The organism is Streptomyces sp. NPDC005728 (assembly GCF_040630895.1).
Lineage (GTDB): Bacteria > Actinomycetota > Actinomycetes > Streptomycetales > Streptomycetaceae > Streptomyces.
Genome location: NZ_JBEXYL010000020.1, coordinates 46,777 through 65,808 on the forward strand (window position 1 = coordinate 46,777; position 19,032 = coordinate 65,808).

The window sequence follows — 19,032 nt, forward strand, 5'->3', positions numbered from 1 at the left end:
CGGACGTCACCGGTGTGACGTGTACTCCACGACCTGCTGGAAGGTCGGCCGGTTCTGCCAGCTGATCCTGCCGTGCTTGATGCCGCCCAGGGTGCGCTGGACGATCGAGTCGGCGCACCACTGGTCGCCGGCCGAGCACTGGTCGTCGCCCGGGTAGACCTGGGCGGCGGTCAGGCCTGACGCCTGCTTCAGGGTGCTGATCAGGATGTCCCGGCAGGCGCCGAGGCTGCCGCCGCCGCAGTACTGCTGCGCGAGCCCGCCCTGCACGGACTCGCCGAGCACCGCCCGGATGTCCTTGTCGACATAGCTCCACCAGCCGTACTGGAAGGAGCTTCCGGCGTGCGAGCCGGTCGGGCCGTGTCCGGCGGACGGAGCCTCGTCCACGGGCAGGTTGCCGGTGAACGCGGTGTACAGGTCGCTGCCGAGGCCGGGCTCGAACTCCGCCTTCACCAGCAGCGGCCACCAGGCGTCCAGGATGCGGATCGCGTCGGCGTCGGCGTAGGTCTTCGAACCGGCCGAGGTCTCGGTGCGCTTGGCACCCGCGGTCAGCCACGCCTGGAGCTTGCTCACCGCCGCGGCGGCCGTGGAGTCGGTCACCGGGGAGGAGTTGATCACCTTCAGCAGCTTCGGCAGCACATCCTCGGCGCGCAGGTCGGCGAGGGCCGCGTCCGCCATCGCCTTGACCAGGGCGGTGCGGGTCACCCCGCCGACCGCGACCAGCTTCTTCACCCGGTCGTCGAGCAGGTTGCCGCGGTGCACGGACCCGTCGCCCCAGGACGCGGTCGTGTAGTCCTTGGCCTGCTTGTTGTTCCAGGAGACGTAGTAGTCCTGGTCGACGGAGTTGGGGTGGGCGGAGGCCGGGGTGTAGTCGGCGGTGTTGGTGGCGGGGTCCCAGTTCCGCCACTCGTAGGCGGGCTGCGCCCAGACCGGGAACTCGGCGTCGACGCCGCTCGCCCGGACCGGGTTGTCACCGCTGTTGTAGTACGCGGTGTGCTGGGAGTCGGCGTAGAACCAGTTGAAGGTGTAGTTGATGTGCTGGGCAGCGCTCTGGAAGTCCTTCGGGCCCTTGACGTAGTCGGGGTCGTTCAGCATCTGGAAGCCGATGATCGAGTCGGCCTCGTGCAGGTAGGAGGAGCGCAGGGTGGTGTAGGCGACCTTCTTGCCGCCGACGGTGGCGCGGTACTCCACCGGCCCGTATTTCGTCCGCCAGACCCGCATGGTGTACGACCCCGCTGCGGTCCCGTCGGCGGTCGTCGGCTTCCACGCGTTCTTCTGCTCGACCTTGTCCATCGCCGTGCAGGTGCCGTGGTACAGGTAGTGATAGTCGTCCTGGCACAGCTCGACGGTGTAGGTGTCGATGATGTCCTGGCCCGAGGTGGTCGCGCTCCAGGAGTAGTCCTGGCCGCGGCCCAGCTCGACGTACATGCTCAGGCCCGCGAAGGAGGCACCACGGGCGCTGATGCCCGGGCCCTGGATCTCCTGGAGCATGAGCAGCTGCGGGGCGAAGTAGCCGGTCTGCGGTCCGAAGACGGCGATCGGGTGGCCGCTGGCGGTGTACTTGCCGCTGACCACGAGGGCATTGGACATCCCGCGCTTGGCGGAGCTGAGGGTGGTCTTGGCGGCCGTGACGGACGTGCTCTTGGCGCTCGCGGTGGCGGCGCTGCCCGTGCGGTCGTAGACGAGGGGTTCCTGGGTGACCGAGCCGGCGTCGGGCAGGGCCTCGCCCTGGGGGGTGCCGGGCTTGGCGGCGTAGGGGAAGCTCTCGCCGTTGTGGACGGTGAGGACGGCCTCGGCGTCGTTGCGCTCGCGGAAGGACTCCCAGACCTTGGTGCCCTGCTCGACGCCGTACTTGGACTGGGCGGCGATCAGCGAGAGGGCGTTGTTGACCTCGCCGCCCCCGCCGGAGCCGAACAGCGAGCCGACGACGGAGCCGAGCGCCACCAGGTCGGTGATCTTGAAGTGGTCTATGGTGCCGGCGTTGGTGATGGAGTCCTTGTGGCCGGTCAGGACGTATTCGCCGGGGAAGTAACGGCCGCTGTCGGAGGCGTCGATGTAGGAGTTGATGCCGTCGAGGTAGGCGTCGGCGTCGGCGAGGGCCTGCTGACCGCGGGCGCCGTTCCTGGCCACGGCGTTGTCGATCTGCGCCTGGAGGTCGGCCTCGGTGTACGGCGCGTTGCGGTAGAACTCCTGCTCAAGGCCCTGGTTGGCGGCCGCGCCGCCGGCGAAGGCAGTCAGCTGGCCGCGGCCCACGTGCCGGAAGACGTCCATCAGCCACAGCCGGTCCTCGGCCGCCGCGTAGCCGGCGCCGAACTCGGTGCCGTACCGGGTCGTGCCTGTGATGTGCGGCACACCGGCCTTCTTGTCGCGGACGATCGTCACGTCACTGCGGCCGGCGGGCTTCTCCGTGGAGGCGACCTGGTCGGAAGCGACGCCGAAGGAGGCGTCGTTGAAGAAGGTGTTGATCGTCGCGTCGGTGAGGCCCGAGTAGCCCTTGGCCAGGTTGGCGTAGGGGCCGAGCTGGTCCTCGGCGTGCGCGGGCTGGGTGCCGAAGGCCTGGTTGAGCAGGATCTGGGCGAGGGTGGCGTTGCCGTTCTCACCGGGCGGCAGGATGTCCGAACACCGGCCACCGCAGTAGTCGTTCGAGGCCGTGGCGGTCTGGGCCGCCGCGGCCTGGGTGAGTGGGGAGAGAACTCCGGCGATCAGCACGCAGACGGATGCCGTCTTCAGGAACCCGGTGAGCCTGCGGGGAGTTCTCAGTCTGTCGAACAACACGTTGCGTGGGGTGCGCCGTGGCATGGCAGCTCCTCCCGACGGGGGTGGGCCGGACGTTACCGCCGGTATCCCCGGGATTGAAGATGAACATGCGTCAACTATTGGAGTCGTGAGGAGTCGATGCCCGGCGGTCAACCCGGGGCGCCTTATGGGAGGGCATCGGAAATCGGATGGAGCCGGATCGCGTGTCGACACGTCTACTCGGCGACGTCGCGCGGAGCGGACGGCGACGCCGAAGTGACCGAAGTACGGACGCAGGTGTGACGGAGGTGCAAGGCGATGGCCGGATTCCGAAGTCTGGCGAGACAGGTGCGCGATCCGCGGTGTGATCTGGCACTGCGGCGCTACTCACTGCGCAAGTGCCTGGAGCGGTTCGCTCCCTACGGGCACCGGGCCACCTGGGACCATCTGTGCTCCCGGGCCGGTTTCGGTCCGGAGGACCGGTCGCCCGACCCGGCGCGGCTCGTGGCCGCACTGGAGGAGCTGGAGGAGGCCCGGGCGGTCTGGCTCTCCTACGAGGGCGAGTTCGCCGAGCGCCGCAAGAAGGAGAAGCACGACGGGTTGCGCCGGCCGGGCACCGTGGACGACTGGCACCGGCTGACCTGGGGAGGGTTCGGGGTCGCCTGGTGCGACGACCCGCGGGTCCACCCCGGCGAGCCGCTCGCCGAGGTGCTGCGCCGGCTGATCGCCGCGCTGGAGCGGGAACCGGGCGCGGCCTGCCCGGTGTGCGGCGGAGAGCGCCTGATGTGGAAGTACGGCCTGGACCACGAGCCCTCGTCCGGTCCGGTCTGCACGGACTGCGGGATCCTCGTGCCCCGGCCCGTACTCACCCCGCAGGCGCTGGCGTACGCCAGGCGTGAGCAGCTGCTGATGTCGGCCTGAACGGCCGGGGGGTGGAACCGGGGGGTGCGCAGGGGGATGCCGCACCCCTTGCCGAGACGTGCCGCCGGGCGTTGTCGGTGGCGACTGTCACCATCGGAGGCATGGTGCAGGTGTGTCTCAACGGGAGTCGCTCGGGCGCGGACGGCGCGAGCGTGCCGCTGTCGCCCGAGGAGCTGGCCCGGTCCGCCGCCGAAGCCGTCGCGGCCGGGGCCACGGAGATCCATGTCCATCCGAAGACACCGTGCGGTCACGACAGTCTGTCCCCACGGGTGCTCGCCCCGACACTGGACGCGATACGGGCGCGGGTGCCGGTGCCGGTCGGGGTGACCACCGGCGCCTGGGCCGAGCCCGACCCGGCCACCCGGCTCGACCGGGTGCGCACCTGGTCGGTGCTGCCCGACTTCGCCTCGGTCAACTGGCATGAACCCGGCGCCGAAGAGGTTGCCCAGCAGCTGCTCGCCCTGGGTGTCGGCGTGGAGGCGGGCATCTGGTCCGGCACCGACGGCGCCGCCCGGTTCGCGGGCTCGCCACTCGGTCCGAGGGTGCTGCGGGTGCTCGCGGAGGTGACCGACCCGGACCCGGGGACCGCGGAGGCGTCTGCGCACGCCCTGCTCGCCGGCCTCGGTGAGGCACACGGCCGCCCCGTCCTGCTGCACGGCGAGGAAGGAAGCACCTGGCCGGTGCTGCGACTGGCCGGACGGCTGGGCCTGGCCACCCGCATCGGCCTGGAGGACACGCTGTTCCTGCCGGACGGCCACCGAGCCGCTTCCAACGCCCAGTTGGTGGCGGAGGGGCTGGTCCAGTACGGGTCGTGATCGGCGACCGGTCCTCGGGGCCGGGAGATCGCGACGCTAACAGATCGGAATCCGGTCGCTCCAGCCCATTTCCGTACGGAGAGTTGGAGGCGATGGAACCGAGCTGAGGAACCGAGGAGTCCCCAGATGTCGACGCTGCGCGTCACCGCCGAAGTGCTGACCGTGCACGAGCATCCGAACGCCGATGCGCTCGAACTGGCCCAGGTGGGCCTGTACCGGGCCGTCGTCGCCAAGGGCGCGTACCGCACCGGAGAGGCCGCCGTGTACATCCCCGAGCAGTCCGTGCTCCCGTCCGGGCTGATCGAGGAGCTGGGGCTGACCGGGCGGCTGGCGGGTGGCGAGGCCAATCGGGTCAAGGCGGTACGGCTGCGGGGTGAGCTGTCGCAGGGCATCGTGTGCCGGCCGACGGCGCTGGCGGACGTCGACCTGGCGCGGGCCGCGACCGAGGGGACCGACTTCGCCGAGCGGCTGGGCATCACCAAGTGGGTGCCGCCGATCCCGCCGACCATGAGCGGGGAGGTGGAGTCGGCGGCGGAGCTGCTGCCGTGGGTCGACATCGAGAACATCCAGCGGTACCCGGACATCTTCACGCCGGGCGAGCCGGTCGTCCTGACGGAGAAGCTGCACGGTTCGGCGTGTCTGCTGACCTATGTCGCCGACGAGGACCGGGCGTACGTGTCCTCCAAGGGCTTCGGGGCGAAGTCCCTCGCCCTGAAGGAGGATCCGCGGAACCTGTACTGGCGGGCGGTACGGGGGCACGGGGTCGCCGAGACCGCGGCGAGGCTCAGCGAGCGGCTGGGCGCCAGGCGGGTCGGCATCTTCGGGGAGGTGTACGGGGCCGGGGTGCAGGATCTGACGTACGGGGCCGACGGGCGGCGGGAGACGCTGGGGTACGCGGCGTTCGACGTGTCGGCGGAGATCGACGGGGCCGTGCGGTGGCTGGACGCGGCCGAGGTGCTGGCAGGGGAAGTGCCCCTGGTGCCGCGGCTGTTCTCGGGGCCGTACGACATCGAGCGGGTGCTGGAGGTCGCCAGTGGACGCGAGACCGTGTCCGGGCGGGGGCTGCATCTGCGGGAGGGTGTGGTGATACGGCCGGCGGCGGAGCGGTACAGCACGGTGACGGGGGGCAGGGCGATCGCCAAGGCGGTGAGTCCTGCGTACCTGACGCGTAAGGGCGGCACCGAGTACGAGTAGGGAGCCGCACCGGTCCGGTCCGCGCTCAGCGCCCCTCGGTCATCAGGCGCGACCCCACCCGCCGCTCACCGAACGCGTCGTCCGGATTGGACAGTACGCACGTGTCCAAGGACAGGCAGCCGCAGCCGATGCAGTCCGTGAGGTGGTCCCGCAGGCGGTTCAGTTGCTTGATGCGTTCGTCCAGTTCGGAGCGCCACGCCTCCGACAGGCGGGCCCAGTCCTCGCGGGTCGGGGTGCGTTCCTCGGGGAGCTGGGCCAGGGCGTCGCGGATGGTGGCCAGGGGGATGCCGACCCGTTGGGCCGCACGGACGAAGGCGACGCGGCGCAGCGTGTCGCGGGTGTAGCGGCGCTGGTTGCCGGAGGTGCGGCGGCTGGTGATCAGCCCCTTGGCCTCGTAGAAGTGCAGGGCGGAGACGGCGGCACCGCTGCGCGCGGACAACTGGCCGACGCTCAGCTCGTGGATCTTCTCGGGAATCTGGGGCACTCCTCAGAGCCTACTAACGAAGAGCGCTCACCCGACCGGGCCGCCATCCGTTGACATCATCCCCGCGCACGACCATGCTAAGCAGTTGCTTAGACATGCGAGCGAGAGGCCGGGAACATGGCAGAACCGAGGACCTTCACCTCCCCCGACGAGCTGAAGGCCGCCGTGGGCGAGCAGCTGGGCCACACCGACTGGGTGGAGATCGACCAGAAGCGGATCGATCTGTTCGCCGAGGCCACCGGGGATCACCAGTGGATCCACGTGGACCCGGAGAAGGCCGCCGCGGGGCCGTTCAAGACCACCATCGCCCACGGGTACCTGACACTCTCGCTGCTCCCGCTCTTCGGGCCGCAGCTCATCCACGTCGAGGGCGTGAAGATGGGCGTCAACTACGGGACGAACAAGGTCCGCTTCCCCTCCCCCGTCCCCGTCGGCTCCCGGCTGCGCTCCACCGCGACGATCACCGGCGTGGAGGACGTCCCGGGCGGCGTCCAGGTGACCGTCGCCTTCACCGTGGAGCGCGAGGGCGGCGACAGGCCGGTATGCGTCGCGGAGTCGGTGGCCCGGTACTACCTCTGAGTTCCGGTCCGGGTGGGCGCCCTACTCGGCGCCCACCATCCGCAGGACGAGGTCGGCGTAGAGCGCGCCGACCTCCTCGGGGGTGCGCGGCCCGTCCACGGTGAACCAGCGGGCCACGTCGATGCACAGCGACAGCACGGCGAGCGTGGTGCCGTGCACGTCCAGCACCCGGAACTCGCCCGAGGCCACGCCGTCGTCGATGATCCCGCGCACCTCGGCGTCGACCTGGCGGCGCAGCGCGACGATCTCGGCGCGGGCCTCGGGGCCGAGCGCGTCGAGTTCGTACTGCACGACCCGCGCGGTGGTGCGCCGCCCCGCGTGCCAGCGGACGAAGGAGCTGACGGCATCGGCGAGCCGCTCCGCGGCGGTGCCCTCGCGCCGGGCCGCCGTCCGCAGGATGCCCAGGGCCCTGTCGTGGCCGATCCGGCTGATCCGGTGGAGCAGCTCTTCCTTGGTCTTGTAGTGGATGTAGAGCGCGGCCGGGCTCATGCCGGCGCGGCCCGCGATGTCGCGGGTCGTCGTCGCGTGGTAGCCGCGCTCGGCGAAGGCCTCCACGGCGGCGACGAGCAGTCGCCGGGCCGCGTCAGGGGTGACCTCTTCCCACGGCTCGACTTCCCACGGCTCGACGTCGCCGCCGGTCGTCTCCTCCGCCGTACTCATCGCTAGCTCGCCCCTCTCGGTGACAGGAGCACCACCATACCGCCGAAGGTGAGCGATCGCTTAGCGTGCCCGCTCAGAGCTGCCCCGAGTCTCCCGGAGCCCTTCAGAGCTTCTCGAAGGGGTCGTGCTCGGCAAGCAGCTTCTCCAGGCGGGCCTGGTCGACCCGGCTGGTGATCTGCCCTGCCTCCTGGCGGTCGCGGATCACCTTGGAGAGCGTGAAGGCGGACGTGACGAGGTAGAGGACGGCGATGGCCAGGAAGGCTCGTACCCAGGCATCGGCGTTCAACCGGAAGATACCGATGGCGGTGGCCGCCATGGCAACCGCGAAGGAGGCGACGGCCTGGCCGTAGAAGGCGGCTGTGTTCTGCTGTTTGACCGGTGTGTCACTCATGACCACGATCATCGGCGGACGTGACCCCGGCCACATCCGCCGAGATACTCAGGCAGGTACTCAGAAAGCGGAGACCCCGGTCAGCGCGCGCCCGATGAGCAGCTTCTGGATCTGGCTGGTGCCCTCGTAGAGGGTCATCACGCGGGCGTCGCGCAGGAGTTTGCCGACCGGGTACTCGTCGATGTAGCCGTAGCCGCCGAAGACCTGGAGGGCGTTGTTGGCGGCGCGGACGGCGGCCTCGGAGGCGAACAGCTTGGCCTTGGAGGATTCGACCGCGAACGGCTGCCCGCGGTCGACGAGGTCGGCGACCCGCCAGGTGAGCAGCCGGGCCGCGTCCACGTCGACGGCGATGTCGCTGATCAGCTCCTGCACCAGCTGGTGGCGGGCGATGGGCTTGCCGAACTGCTCGCGCTCACCGGAGTACTTCACAGCCGCGTCCAACGCGGCCTGGGCTATGCCGACGCAGCCCGCGGCGACCGACATCCGCCCCTTGGCCAACGCGGACATGGCGACCGAGAAGCCCTTGCCCTCCTCGCCGAGCAGCGCGGAGGCGGGCACCCGGACATCCTGAAGGACCAGTTCGGCGGTGGCCTGGCCGCGCAGGCCGAGCTTGCCGTGGATGGTGCGGCGGGTCAGGCCGGGGGTGTCGGTGTGGACCAGGAAGGCGGAGACGCCCTTGTGCCCGGGGGCGTCCGTGGAGCGGGCGAAGAGCAGGACGACGTCGGCCCAGGTGCCGTTCGTGATGAACATCTTGGTGCCGTTCAGGACGTACTCGTCGCCCTCGCGCACCGCGCGGGTGGTCAGGTTGCCCGCGTCGGAGCCGGTGCCGGGCTCGGTGAGGCCGAAACAGCCGACGTACTCGCCGGCGGTCAGCCCCGGCAGCCAGCGCCGCTTCTGCTCCTCGCTCCCCCAGGCCGCGACCGACTTGGCGACCAGGCCCAGGGACACGGAGACGATTCCGCGGACCGAGGAGTCGCCGCGGCCCAGTTCCTCGGTGACCAGGCAGTACGCGAGGTGGTCGCCGCCCGAGCCGCCGTACCCCTCGTCGATGGTCAGACCCAGGAACCCGACGTCGCCGAGCTTCTTCACGATGCCGCGGTCGACCTCCTCGGCGCGGTCCCAGGCGACCACGTGCGGGGCGATCTCGCGCTCCACGAAGTCCCGGGCGAGCTGCCGTACGGCGACCTGCTCCTCGCTGAGCCCCAGGTTCACCACGAGATCACCTCACATCAGACGAATATTGAAACCCGTACATTTAAATTAGCACTGCTAGTTTCCTGTTGCAGCCCTACTATGTGCGCCATGGCCCGACCACGCAAGCCCCTCCTCAGCACCGACCGGATCGTCGAGACGGCCCGGGAACTCGTGGACACGGAGGGTCTGGCGGCCGTCTCCACGCGGCGGCTCGCCGCCGAGCTGGGGGTGAGCGGGCCCTCGCTCTACAACCACTTCCGCACCAAGGACGAGATCCTGGAGGCGGTCGCGGACTCGGTGAGCGGGCTGGTCGACCTGTCGATGTTCGAGGACGGCCGGGAGTGGCGGACCGCGCTGCACGACTGGGCGGTCTCCTACCGGGCGGCCCTGCGCGACCACCCGAACATCGTCCCGGTCCTCGCCCGCGGGCCCGGCCGCCGCCCCGCCGCCCTGCGCCTGGCCGACGCGGTCTACGGCGCGATGGTGGAAGCGGGCTGGCCCCCGGCGCAGGCGACCTCCATCGGTGCGCTGATGCGGTACTTCATCATGGGCTCCGCGCTCGGTTCCTTCGCCGGGGGCTTCGTGGACGACGCGAGCGCGTACGACCCCGCCGACTATCCCCACCTCGGGCAGGCACACCTCCTCGCCGAGCAGCAGGAGAAGATCGACGAGCGGGCCTTCGAGACGGGGCTGACCGCGCTGCTGGACGGGCTGGCGCAGCAGTACGAGCAGGTGCGCCAGAGCGTGTGAGGACACTTCGGCGAGGGCCGAAGTATCGGTGCCGCATGCTGGGGGCATGACCTCCAAGGACTCCCGGGCCGCCGGCCTCGCCGCACTCGCCTCGCTGGTCGCCGACGAGACCCGGGCCGCATGCCTGCTCGCGCTGCTGGACGGGCGGGCCTGGACCGCCGGCGAGCTGGCCCGGCACGCCGGGGTCGCCGCGTCCACGCTGAGCGAACACCTGGGCAAGCTGGTCGCGGGGGGACTGCTCGCCGAGGAGCGGCAGGGGCGGCACCGGTATGTGCGGCTGGCGGGCGCGCGGGTGGCACAACTGGTCGAGGACCTCGCCGCGCAGGTGGAGCCCGCGAAGGCCGTACGCCCGCGCACGCTGCGGGAGTCGAGCGCGGGCTCCGCGATGGCCCGCGGCCGCACCTGCTACGACCATCTCGCCGGGCGGCTCGGCATCGCGGTCACGGACGCCCTGACCGAGCGCAGGCTTCTTCGGCAGGACACCGGCTTCGCCCTGACGGACGCGGGGCTGGAGTGGTTCGGCACGGTGGGTATCGCTCTCGACCGTTCGACCCGGCGTCCGCTGGCCCGCGCCTGCCTCGACTGGACCGAGCGGCGCCCTCACCTCGCGGGGGCGGCGGGGGCTGCGCTGTGCCGGTACGCCCTCGACGCGGGGTGGTGCGTGCGGATCGGCTCCGAGCGGGCCGTGAAGGTGACTCCGTCGGGGTCGCGGGCGCTGTCCGAGTTGCTCGGCATCGAGACGGCCGGGTTGTGCTGAGTGCGGCCACGGGGGTGGGGGCGGTGTGGTGGGCCGGGTGCGGGTCGTCCGTGGCTGGTCGCGCCGTTCCCCGCGCCCCCTGGAGCGTCGTAGCCGGCTAGCGACTCCCACCCCGGGCCGGCAACAGCACCGGGTGACCCGGCTCACCGTCCGATTTCCGCCAGCTGACCCCTCAACCGCTGCCTAGCCTCGGGAAACATGATGAACACCACCCCGTCCCGGACCCAACTGCTCGCGACCGCCGCGGCCGTCGTCACCGTCGTGCTGTGGGCCTCCGCCTTCGTGGCGATCCGCGAGGCCGGAGACTCCTACTCGCCGGGCGCGCTGGCGCTCGGGCGGCTGCTCTCGGGGGTCGTGGTGCTGGGGCTCCTGTGCGTCGTACGGCGCGAGGGGTGGCCGCCGAGGTCCGCCTGGCGGGGCATCGCGGTGTCGGGGGTGCTGTGGTTCGGGTTCTACATGGTCGCCCTGAACTGGGGCGAGCAGCAGGTGGACGCCGGTACCGCCGCCCTCGTCGTGAACGTCGGCCCGCTGCTGATAGCCCTGCTCGGCGCCCGGCTGCTCGGTGACCCGATGCCGCCCCGGCTGCTGGCGGGGCTGGCCGTGTCGTTCGCCGGTGCCGTGACCGTGGGGCTGTCGTCGGCAGAGGGTGGGTCCTCGGTGCTCGGGGTGGTGCTGTGCCTGCTGGCGGCGGTGGGATACGCCTTCGGGGTGGTCGCGCAGAAGCCCGCCCTCGGGCAGGCAGGTGTCCTGCAGGTGACGACCTTCGGGTGCCTCGTCGGTGCCGTGGTGTGTCTGCCGTTCGCCAGTCAGTTGGTGAGCGAGGCCGCCCACGCCCCCGTGTCGGCGACCCTCGACGTGGTGTATCTGGGCGTCTTCCCGACCGCTCTCGCCTTCACCACCTGGGCCTACGCCCTCGCCCGGACCACCGCCAGCCGGATGGGCGCGACGACGTACGCGGTTCCGGCCCTGGTCGTCCTCATGTCCTGGCTGGTGCTCGGGGAGGTGCCGGGTCTGCTCACGCTGGCGGGCGGCGTGCTGTGTCTTGCGGGCGTGGCGGTCTCGCGGTCCCGGGTGCGCGGGCGGAGCAGGCGGGTCGCGGCCCGGGAGCCGCGACCCGAGAAGGTCGGCTGAACCTGGGGCCCGTCCGGCGGATCATGCCGGAATCGCGCTGATGAGGCACCGTGGGCTGAAGCCGACCTGATCCGCCGGACAGACCCTAGAACACCACCAGCGCCCGGCCGCCCTTGCCCGCGAGCATGTTGTCGAAGGCCGCCGGGATGCCCTCCAGGGCGATGCGCTCGGTGACCAGCGTCGAGAGGTCCAGTCGGCCCGCGCGTACGTGCTCGGCGAGCAGCGGCACATCGCGAGCCGGGTCGGTGTTGCCGTAGACGCAGCCGGACAGGGTGCGGCCCCAGTGGAAGATCTCCAGGGCGTTGAAGGTGACCTCCTGGTCCTTGCCGCCGATACCGACGACCGTCGTGCGGCCGCCCCGGCGGGTGGACTCCCAGGCGGCGCGGATGGTGACCGCGCGGCCCACGCACTCCACGGAGACGTCGACGCCCTGCTTGCCGGTGAGGGCGCGGATCTCGCGGGGGGTGGTGTCGGAGGCAAGGACGTAGTCGGTGGCGCCGGCGGCGCGGGCCAGTTCCTCCTTCTGCGGGGAGACGTCCACGGCGATGATCCGGGCGGCGCCCGCTATCCGGGCCGCCTGGAGGGCGGCCAGGCCGACTCCGCCGACGCCGAACACAGCGACCGTCTCGCCCGGCTGGACCCGTGCCGAGTGGTGGACGGCACCGTAGCCGGTGAGGACGGCGCAGCCGAGGAGGGCCGCCTCGGTGAGCGGGATGCCCTCCGGGAGGGGCAGCACGCAGGACGCGGAGACCACCGTCTCCTCGGCGAACGCGGCGACGTTCAGGCCGGGATGCAGGTCGGTGCCGTCGGCGGTGCGGGCGTAGACGTCGGCGGCGCCGTTCAGCGCGTTGGCGCACAGCCAGACCTCGCCGAGGGTGCAGGCGTGGCAAGTACCGCAGGACGGGGCCCAGTTGAGGACAACGGGGGCGCCGGGTGCCACATGGGTGACGCCCTCACCCACGGCCACGACCGTGCCGGCGCCCTCGTGGCCGAGGACCGCCGGTACCGGTACCCGCATGGTGCCGTCGGACAGGGACAGGTCGGAGTGGCAGACACCGGCGGCGGCGAGGCGGACCCGGATCTGACCGGGGCCCGGCTCGGGCAGCTCGATGTCGGTGATCTCCAGAGGGGCACCGATGGCGGGCAGGACGGCGGCTCGAACGGCCATGGCTCGCGGACTTCCTTAGAACTGGAGGGACTTGGTCTGGAGGTACTCGGCGAGTCCGTGGCTGCCGAGTTCCCGGCCGACCCCGGACTGCTTGTAGCCGCCGAAGGGGGCGAGGGGATTGAACCGCCCGCCGTTGATGTCGACCTGGCCGGTGTCCATGCGGCGGGCGAAGGCGACAGCCTCGGCCTCGTCACCGGCCCAGACGGCCCCGGCCAGGCCGTAGACGGTGCCGTTGGCGATACGCAGGGCGTCCTCCTCGTCCTCGTAGCGGAGGATCGTGAGGACCGGGCCGAAGATCTCCTCCTGCGCGATCGTCATCTCCGCGGTGACGTCCGCGAAGACCGTCGGGCTCACGAAGTAGCCCTTCTCGCGCGGGGATCCGGGTCCGCCGGCGACCGGGCGGGCGCCTTCGGCGATGCCCTGCTCGATGTAGCCGCGCACCCGGTCCTGCTGCTTGGCGCTGACGACCGGGCCGATACGGTCGTCGTACTTGGCGGCGGCCGCGGCGGCCAGTTCGACGGCCTCGTCGTACTGGTCGCGGTGGACCAGCATCCGGGTCCAGGCGCTGCACGTCTGGCCGGAGTTGGACATCACGTTGGCGACGCCGACGGCCACCGCCTTGGCGAGGTCGGCGCTCGGCAGGATGACGTTGGCGGACTTGCCGCCCAGTTCCAGTGCCACCTTCTTGACGGCGGCGCCGGCCACCGCGCCGATCTGCCGGCCGACCGCGGTGGAGCCGGTGAAGGAGACGAGGTCGACGCCCGGGTGCTCGGCGAGGGCCTGCCCGGCGACCGGGCCGAGGCCGGTGACGAGGTTGAACACGCCGGCCGGGACGCCCGCCTCATGGACCGCCTCGGCGAAGAGCTGGGCGGTGAGGGGGGTGTCCTCGGCGGGCTTGAGGACGATCGTGCAGCCCGCGGCGAGCGCCGGGGCGACCTTGGCGACGATCTGGTGGAGCGGGTAGTTCCAGGGGGTGATCGCGCCGACGACGCCGATCGGCTCGTGCAGGACGGTGGAGTTGCCGACCTTCTCCTCGAAGGAGTGGGTCGCGGCCAGCTCGGCGTAGGAGCCGGCGACCGCGATCGGCACGCCGGCGTGCACGGTCTGCGAGAACGCGAGCGGGGCGCCCAGTTCGGCGGTGATCGTCTCGGCGATCTCGTCCTTGCGGGCCACCAGGACGTCCCGCAGCGCGGCCAGGCGCGCGGCGCGCTCGGCCGGAGGCGTGGCCGCCCAGGCCGGGAGGGCGGCACGGGCGGCGCGTACGGCGGTGTCGACGTCGAGGGCGCCTCCGGCCGGGACCCGGCCGATGACCTGCTCGTCGGCCGGGTTCACGACCTCGATCACGTCCTGGTTCTCGGCAGGGCGCCAGGCGCCGTCGATGTACAGGCCGTCGTGTGCCTTCATGGTGCTTCCTCCCGGCGGGTCTCCGTCGTCCGGCACACAAACTAGCGGCGATAGTTTTTATGCGCCATACGTAACCGGACGTCCCCGGGATATCAGAAGTCGACCTGCGCCCTTTCGTCCACCCTGCCCACGGCTTCCTGGCCGAAAGCCTTCTCGTAGGCCCGGCGGATGTCCTCGATGCTCCGGTCGCGCGCCTGTGCCTGCCCCTCCGGATACAGCAGGATCAGCTCGTAGGACCGCTCCTTCTCGATGGTGCCGTTCGCGTCGCGCCACTGTCCGCGCCCGTTCTGCACGGTGAGCCCCTCCGGGAAGTCGGGCGTGACCTCCTTGTCGACGAAGGCCGTGAACTGCCGGTCGGTGACGGCCGGACCGCCGTCCGGGCGCGCGGTGCCGAAGAGGAGCCGGGTCTCGATGTACGGCTTTCCGCGCGCCGGTGCGGAGGAGTCCGCGGTGGCGAGCGTGGCGTACGTGGTCGGGGCGGCCGCAAGCAGCAGACCGGCCGCGGTGAGGGCGGCCCGGCTGCGGGTGAAGTGCATGTTCATGCACGCATCTCTAGCGGAGCTCACTCCTGCGTGCGCGCGTTCCGCGCGGACGTCACTCGTCCAGGTCCGGCAGCCGGGCCGGGGACGGGCAGATGCGGTCGCCGTACTGGTCGAAGACGAACAGGTGGGCGAGGTCGACGAGGAGGGGGACCTGCATCCGGTGGTGCAGCCGGAGGTCGGGGGTGGTGCGGACGACCAGGTCGCCGGGGAGCCGGCCCTCCGGGGGCGCCGGCTCGGGTCCGGCGTCCCCTTCCTGCCCCGGCGGATGCTCCAGGACCACCACCGGACCGGCGCGCAGCGACCCGGCCCGCTCCCGCAGCCGGTCCAGCACGCCCGGCCTCTCCCGGCGGCGCCGGCGCGCGGGCCGGGCGGCGGGGCGCGGGGCCTCCAGCTCGGGTACGACGGCGGGGCGGGATCCGGTGGTGAAGTGGACGAGGGTCTCGTGCCCCTGGAACTCCATGTGCTCCACCAGCCCGGTGAGCGGCACCTCGCCGGGCCGGGCGACGCTGCGCTTGGCGATGCGCACCGCCTCCGAGCGCAGCCCGACGATGACCTCGCGGCCCTGCTGCACCCGCAGCAACCGGTGGTCCGGGCTGAGGGGTTCGGGCAGCCGCAGGTACTGCTTGCCGAGGCTGATGGTCATGGCGCCGTCCAGCGGGGCGCGGACCACCCCGCGCAGCAGGTTGATGCGCGGGGTGCCGATGAAGGCGGCGACGAAGACGTTGCGGGGCAGCGCGTACACCTCGCGCGGGCGGCCGACCTGCTGGAGCACCCCGCCGCGCAGCACGGCAACCCGGTCGCCGAGGGACATGGCCTCGGCCTGGTCGTGGGTGACGTAGACCGTGGTGACGCCCAACTCGCGGGTGAGCCGGGATATCTCGGCCCGCAGATGGCTGCGGAGCTTGGCGTCGAGGTTGGACAGCGGCTCGTCCATCAGGAAGGCGGAGGGGTGGCGGGCGATGGCCCGGCCCATGGCGACCCGCTGGCGTTCGCCGCCGGAGAGCTGGCCGGGGAAGCGGTCGAGCAGGTCCTCGATGCCGAGCATGCGGGCGGTCGCGTCCACCCGCGGGCGGGGGTCGGCGCCGGGGGCCTCGATGCGCAGCGGGAAGCCGATGTTGTCGCGGCTGGTCATGCTCGGGTAGAGGGCGAAGTTCTGGAAGACCATGGCGATGCGCCGCTCGGACGGCTCCCAGTCGTTGGCGTGCTCGCCGTCGAGGAACAGTTCACCCTCGTCGATCTCCTCCAGACCGGCGATCATGCGCAGCACGGTGGACTTCCCGCAGCCGGAGGGACCCAGCAGCACCAGGAACTCGCCGGGCGCGATGTCCAGCGAGAGCCCGTCCACGACGCGGGCGCCGCGCGCGTAGGACTTGCTCACGTCGTGCAGAGAGATGGCGCGTGTCATGGCTGCTGCCCCCGGGGCCTGTCCGGAGCGCCGCTGCTCCGTGGTCCTAAGGTCCCGTCGGGTCGTACGGGGCCTGTGAGTCACGGAAGTTAACGGAATGTGCCCGGCCGGGGAAGACGGATTGCGGTATCGGACGGTGCGCCGCAGGCAGCGGCGGAAGCGGACTCCGGGGTTCGGGCCGCAGGAGCGGGCGCCACACTCCGCACCGGCGGTCACTTCGTGGCGGTCAGATGGGCGAAGACCACCACGTTGCTCGTGTAGCCGGTGCGCCGGCTGAACAGGCCGCCGCAGGTGAGTACGCGCAGCTCCGGGCGGCCTGTCGAGCCGTAGACCTCCTGGTCGGGGAAGTCGGCCTTGTCGAAGACCTTCACCCGGTCCACGGTGTAGACGGCGGTACGGCCGTCCGCGCGCTTGGCCTCGATCAGCTTGCCGGGCACCACCTGGGCGAGCGCGGCGAAGACGGCGGCTCCGGTCCTGGTGTCGCGGTGGCCGACGGCGACCGCGGTGCCGGACTCCCCCGGCGTGGGTCCGCCCTGGTACCAGCCGACCTCCTTCGGCCTGTCGAGCGGTGGCGTCTCCAACTGCCGTTCCCGGTCGAGCCGTAGACCGATGATCGGCGCGTCGATCCCCAGGTACGGGATACGGAAGGACGTCGGGCGGGACCGGGGCAGCGGGCGGGGCGGACCGGAGTTCTCGTGGCTCGCCCGGACGGGGGTGTCCGGCCGGTCGTCTCCGCCGCACCGGACCCCCACCGTCACCAGGACGGCCGCGAGCAGGGCCGTTCTGACGAGGCGGTAGGCGCGGGTCCGGTACCACGGCCTGCGTCTGCGCCTACGCGGCACCATGCGGCCGACGGCGGATCAGCCGGACGTACACCGCACCGCTGACCGCGACCAGTCCCACGGCCGCGGCGGCGGCCACCGGCGAGAACGCACCCGTCGTGTCGACGAGGCCACCGCCACCCGCGTGCACGCCGCCCTTCGGGCCATCGTCGTGGTCGCCGCCCTGCGACCAGGCCGTGTCACCGTGCTGGTCGCCCTGCTGGTTGCCCTGCTGGTTGCCCTGCTGGTTGCCCTGCTGGTTGCCCTGCTGATGATCCTCGATCTGGCCCGGGCCCTGCTCCCCGTCGTGGAGGTCGCGGCAGTTGACGCGGAAGACCTTCTCCTTGGTGGCACCCGCAACCACCCAGGTGATCCGGTACTGTCCGTCCGCCAGCCCCAGCGGGTCGGTGTGCCCGGCGCCGCCGGCGAGCTGGATCGTCCCGGTGACGGTGGCTGCGGAGGGCAGCGGAGGCTGTGGCGTGATGGTGTAGGCGATGACCGGCAGGACGTCGAAGTTGACCGCGTCGAGGTAGAACCTGCAGACCTGCGACTCGTCCTTCCCCGATCCGGGAAGCGCGAAGGCCCGGTGGACCCTGATGTCGCCGTTCTCCCCTTGGGCTGCCGCGGGGGGCGCCGCCACCCACGACGCGCCTCCCGCGGCCAGGGTGGTGAGGACGATCGTGGCGCCCGCGCGGGAGAAGGTCCGTGGAAGTGTCAGGGTGGGCATGCCAGCTCCTCCGAGTTAGACGATTTTCATACAAATCGACCTTTCGTTGGGACTGTCACGCATGTACTCCACGGCCCGCGGCACCAACGCCGGACACGCCGTCAGATATCGCTCGTGCGGCGCAATGCCGAGCCCTTCCGCCGGGCCCGCGTCACCCGTCCAGGCCCCTCGGCCGGCCTTTCGGCTCCCGGTGACCGCACGGCCACACCCGACGACAGCAGCAGCAAACCCCCGAGCAACACGAACGGCGCGGCCACGCCCGCCACCCCCGCGACCAGACCCGCGGCGGCCGGTGCGGCGACCTGGCCGAGCCGGTTTCCGGTCAGCCGCAGGGCGAGCGCGGTGGAACGGGCGCCTTCGGGGGCGGCCTGGACGACCGTCGTCATGGAGAGCGGCTGCCCGACGCCGAGGCAGAAGCCGAGGACGGTCAGCATGAGGCCGAGCACCCACACCGGCACGGGCAGCGCCACCCCGGCGCACAGCACGGCGGCCAGGAAACAGGTCACGGTGAGCAGCGCGGGCCGGCCGAGCAGACGCAGCAGCGGGGTCAGCACGAGACGGCAGGCGATGGTGGCCCCGGCGCGCAGGCTGAGCAGGACACCGACCACCGAGGGGGCGATGCCCCGGTGCTCGCCGACCACCGGGAGGTAGGCGGTGAGGATGTCGGTGGCGGAGAGCACGGAGAGACTGATGAGCATGCCCGCGGGCACGCCCCGGGCCCGCAGGATCCCGCCGACGGGCACCCGGTCGCCCTGCGGGGAACGGGAGCCTGCGGCCGTACGGTCCTCGATGCGCCACAGCGAGGTGAGCGCCGCCGCGCCGCCCGCGCCCGCCACGACGAGGGCCAGCGCGCTGCTGCCCGCCATGTCGGGGCCGCCGATCAGGGCGCCCGCGGCGACCGGACCGATGAGCTGGCCGAGGGAGGCGCCGATCGTGAAGTGCCCGAAGTTGCGGTCCTGTTCGTGCGGCGCGGACTGGCGGGCCACCAGTGACTGGGCGCCGATCACGAAGCTGAGGTGGCCGAGCCCCATCACTCCGCTCCACAGGGCCGTCGCCCAGAGGGAGTTGACGAGTCCGCTGAGGACGCAGCCACCGGAGACGAGGACCACGCCCACCGGCAGCAGGGGTGCGCAGCGACCGTGGTCGGTACGGCGGCCGAGCGGTACGGCCGCGAAGAGCGGGAGCAGGGCGTACACACCTGCGATGACGCCGACGGCCCGCTCGTCGGCGCCCAGCGCGAGGGCCCGGTAGGAGACGGCGGGCCGGGCCATCGACACCGCCCCCTGCGCGAGGCCGAAGGCGATGACGAGGCGGAGCAGCCAGCCGCGGTTCCCACCGGGCGCCATGGAGGTGTCC

Annotated in this window: 19 protein-coding genes; 7 read left to right on the forward strand and 12 right to left on the reverse strand. The window is 71.8% G+C overall.

Going from position 1 to position 19,032, the window contains the following annotated elements; all coding sequences use genetic code 11:
- Positions 1-6: 6 nt before the first annotated feature.
- Complete coding sequence (locus tag ABZ471_RS16175; RefSeq protein ID WP_359066832.1) at positions 7-2,796, reverse strand: penicillin acylase family protein; 2,790 nt, start codon at positions 2,794-2,796, stop codon at positions 7-9.
- 255 nt (positions 2,797-3,051) lie between these two features.
- On the opposite strand from ABZ471_RS16175, the gene ABZ471_RS16180 reads away from it, so the two are divergent.
- The 3 genes from ABZ471_RS16180 (at position 3,052) to ABZ471_RS16190 (ending at position 5,663) form a co-directional block, all read left to right on the forward strand.
- Positions 3,052-3,654: a hypothetical protein gene (locus ABZ471_RS16180; RefSeq protein WP_359066834.1), complete on the forward strand. Its 603-nt coding sequence runs from the start codon at positions 3,052-3,054 to the stop codon at positions 3,652-3,654.
- Positions 3,655-3,755: 101 nt separating this feature from the next.
- Positions 3,756-4,469, forward strand: a complete 714-nt coding sequence (locus ABZ471_RS16185) for a 3-keto-5-aminohexanoate cleavage protein (RefSeq protein ID WP_359066836.1) — start codon at positions 3,756-3,758, stop codon at positions 4,467-4,469.
- Positions 4,470-4,595: 126 nt separating this feature from the next.
- A complete protein-coding gene (locus tag ABZ471_RS16190) occupies positions 4,596-5,663 on the forward strand; it encodes an RNA ligase (ATP) (protein WP_359066838.1) in 1,068 nt (355 codons plus the stop codon).
- A gap of 25 nt (positions 5,664-5,688) precedes the next feature.
- Here ABZ471_RS16190 and soxR read toward each other — a convergent pair whose 3' ends face one another.
- Entirely contained in the window at positions 5,689-6,147 is a 459-nt protein-coding gene (gene soxR, locus ABZ471_RS16195; protein ID WP_359066840.1) for a redox-sensitive transcriptional activator SoxR, read from the reverse strand.
- A 117-nt stretch (positions 6,148-6,264) separates the two neighbouring features.
- Here soxR and ABZ471_RS16200 point away from each other — a divergent pair, with 117 nt between their 5' ends.
- Positions 6,265-6,726 carry a MaoC family dehydratase gene (locus tag ABZ471_RS16200; protein WP_359066842.1) on the forward strand — a complete coding sequence of 154 codons (462 nt, stop codon included), beginning with the start codon at positions 6,265-6,267 and terminating at the stop codon, positions 6,724-6,726.
- 21 nt (positions 6,727-6,747) lie between these two features.
- On the opposite strand, the gene ABZ471_RS16205 is transcribed toward ABZ471_RS16200, so the two are convergent.
- From ABZ471_RS16205 to ABZ471_RS16215, 3 genes are all read right to left on the reverse strand, one after another.
- On the reverse strand, positions 6,748-7,386 hold the full coding sequence (locus tag ABZ471_RS16205) for a TetR/AcrR family transcriptional regulator (protein ID WP_359066844.1): 639 nt from the start codon (positions 7,384-7,386) through the stop codon (positions 6,748-6,750).
- A 103-nt stretch (positions 7,387-7,489) separates the two neighbouring features.
- Positions 7,490-7,777 (reverse strand): YiaA/YiaB family inner membrane protein, encoded by a 288-nt coding sequence (locus ABZ471_RS16210; RefSeq protein WP_359066846.1) that lies wholly within the window; start codon positions 7,775-7,777, stop codon positions 7,490-7,492.
- Between the two features lie 60 nt (positions 7,778-7,837).
- Positions 7,838-8,989: an acyl-CoA dehydrogenase family protein gene (locus ABZ471_RS16215; RefSeq protein ID WP_359066965.1), complete on the reverse strand. Its 1,152-nt coding sequence runs from the start codon at positions 8,987-8,989 to the stop codon at positions 7,838-7,840.
- A 90-nt stretch (positions 8,990-9,079) separates the two neighbouring features.
- Between ABZ471_RS16215 and ABZ471_RS16220 the strand changes: the two genes are divergently transcribed.
- The 3 genes from ABZ471_RS16220 to ABZ471_RS16230 all read left to right on the forward strand — a co-directional run bounded on the left by ABZ471_RS16220 (position 9,080) and on the right by ABZ471_RS16230 (position 11,609).
- Positions 9,080-9,721: a TetR/AcrR family transcriptional regulator gene (locus tag ABZ471_RS16220; RefSeq protein ID WP_359066849.1), complete on the forward strand. Its 642-nt coding sequence runs from the start codon at positions 9,080-9,082 to the stop codon at positions 9,719-9,721.
- Positions 9,722-9,767: 46 nt separating this feature from the next.
- On the forward strand, positions 9,768-10,478 hold the full coding sequence (locus tag ABZ471_RS16225) for a winged helix-turn-helix domain-containing protein (protein WP_359066851.1): 711 nt from the start codon (positions 9,768-9,770) through the stop codon (positions 10,476-10,478).
- 201 nt (positions 10,479-10,679) lie between these two features.
- Positions 10,680-11,609 carry a DMT family transporter gene (locus ABZ471_RS16230; RefSeq protein WP_359066967.1) on the forward strand — a complete coding sequence of 310 codons (930 nt, stop codon included), beginning with the start codon at positions 10,680-10,682 and terminating at the stop codon, positions 11,607-11,609.
- Between the two features lie 85 nt (positions 11,610-11,694).
- Here the strand turns inward: ABZ471_RS16230 and ABZ471_RS16235 are convergent, their stop codons facing one another.
- The 7 genes from ABZ471_RS16235 to ABZ471_RS16265 all read right to left on the reverse strand — a co-directional run bounded on the left by ABZ471_RS16235 (position 11,695) and on the right by ABZ471_RS16265 (position 19,022).
- Positions 11,695-12,777, reverse strand: coding sequence for a zinc-binding dehydrogenase (locus ABZ471_RS16235; protein ID WP_359066854.1), 1,083 nt, complete (start codon positions 12,775-12,777; stop codon positions 11,695-11,697).
- Between the two features lie 15 nt (positions 12,778-12,792).
- Positions 12,793-14,181, reverse strand: a complete 1,389-nt coding sequence (locus ABZ471_RS16240) for an aldehyde dehydrogenase family protein (protein ID WP_359066856.1) — start codon at positions 14,179-14,181, stop codon at positions 12,793-12,795.
- A 92-nt stretch (positions 14,182-14,273) separates the two neighbouring features.
- The gene (locus tag ABZ471_RS16245; protein ID WP_359066858.1) at positions 14,274-14,723 is read right to left on the reverse strand and encodes a DUF3574 domain-containing protein; all 450 of its coding nucleotides are present in this window, start codon (positions 14,721-14,723) and stop codon (positions 14,274-14,276) included.
- Positions 14,724-14,775: 52 nt separating this feature from the next.
- Positions 14,776-16,128 carry an ABC transporter ATP-binding protein gene (locus ABZ471_RS16250; protein WP_359066860.1) on the reverse strand — a complete coding sequence of 451 codons (1,353 nt, stop codon included), beginning with the start codon at positions 16,126-16,128 and terminating at the stop codon, positions 14,776-14,778.
- A gap of 212 nt (positions 16,129-16,340) precedes the next feature.
- The gene (locus ABZ471_RS16255; RefSeq protein WP_359066862.1) at positions 16,341-16,973 is read right to left on the reverse strand and encodes a class F sortase; all 633 of its coding nucleotides are present in this window, start codon (positions 16,971-16,973) and stop codon (positions 16,341-16,343) included.
- On the reverse strand, positions 16,960-17,676 hold the full coding sequence (locus ABZ471_RS16260; RefSeq protein WP_359066864.1) for a hypothetical protein: 717 nt from the start codon (positions 17,674-17,676) through the stop codon (positions 16,960-16,962). Before ABZ471_RS16260 ends, ABZ471_RS16255 begins: the two co-directional genes overlap by 14 nt.
- Before the next feature lie 101 nt (positions 17,677-17,777).
- On the reverse strand, positions 17,778-19,022 hold the full coding sequence (locus ABZ471_RS16265; protein ID WP_359066866.1) for an MFS transporter: 1,245 nt from the start codon (positions 19,020-19,022) through the stop codon (positions 17,778-17,780).
- Positions 19,023-19,032 lie beyond the last annotated feature (10 nt).

Coding starts and splice junctions, on each gene's coding strand:
- ABZ471_RS16175 (WP_359066832.1), bottom strand. CDS start 2,796: ATGCCACGGCGCACCCCACGCAACGTGTTGTTCGACAGACTGAGAACT.
- ABZ471_RS16180 (WP_359066834.1), top strand. CDS start 3,052: ATGGCCGGATTCCGAAGTCTGGCGAGACAGGTGCGCGATCCGCGGTGT.
- ABZ471_RS16185 (WP_359066836.1), top strand. CDS start 3,756: ATGGTGCAGGTGTGTCTCAACGGGAGTCGCTCGGGCGCGGACGGCGCG.
- ABZ471_RS16190 (WP_359066838.1), top strand. CDS start 4,596: ATGTCGACGCTGCGCGTCACCGCCGAAGTGCTGACCGTGCACGAGCAT.
- ABZ471_RS16200 (WP_359066842.1), top strand. CDS start 6,265: ATGGCAGAACCGAGGACCTTCACCTCCCCCGACGAGCTGAAGGCCGCC.
- ABZ471_RS16205 (WP_359066844.1), bottom strand. CDS start 7,386: ATGAGTACGGCGGAGGAGACGACCGGCGGCGACGTCGAGCCGTGGGAA.
- ABZ471_RS16210 (WP_359066846.1), bottom strand. CDS start 7,777: ATGAGTGACACACCGGTCAAACAGCAGAACACAGCCGCCTTCTACGGC.
- ABZ471_RS16220 (WP_359066849.1), top strand. CDS start 9,080: ATGGCCCGACCACGCAAGCCCCTCCTCAGCACCGACCGGATCGTCGAG.
- ABZ471_RS16225 (WP_359066851.1), top strand. CDS start 9,768: ATGACCTCCAAGGACTCCCGGGCCGCCGGCCTCGCCGCACTCGCCTCG.
- ABZ471_RS16230 (WP_359066967.1), top strand. CDS start 10,680: ATGAACACCACCCCGTCCCGGACCCAACTGCTCGCGACCGCCGCGGCC.
- ABZ471_RS16235 (WP_359066854.1), bottom strand. CDS start 12,777: ATGGCCGTTCGAGCCGCCGTCCTGCCCGCCATCGGTGCCCCTCTGGAG.
- ABZ471_RS16240 (WP_359066856.1), bottom strand. CDS start 14,181: ATGAAGGCACACGACGGCCTGTACATCGACGGCGCCTGGCGCCCTGCC.
- ABZ471_RS16245 (WP_359066858.1), bottom strand. CDS start 14,723: ATGAACATGCACTTCACCCGCAGCCGGGCCGCCCTCACCGCGGCCGGT.
- ABZ471_RS16250 (WP_359066860.1), bottom strand. CDS start 16,128: ATGACACGCGCCATCTCTCTGCACGACGTGAGCAAGTCCTACGCGCGC.
- ABZ471_RS16255 (WP_359066862.1), bottom strand. CDS start 16,973: ATGGTGCCGCGTAGGCGCAGACGCAGGCCGTGGTACCGGACCCGCGCC.
- ABZ471_RS16260 (WP_359066864.1), bottom strand. CDS start 17,676: ATGCCCACCCTGACACTTCCACGGACCTTCTCCCGCGCGGGCGCCACG.
- ABZ471_RS16265 (WP_359066866.1), bottom strand. CDS start 19,022: ATGGCGCCCGGTGGGAACCGCGGCTGGCTGCTCCGCCTCGTCATCGCC.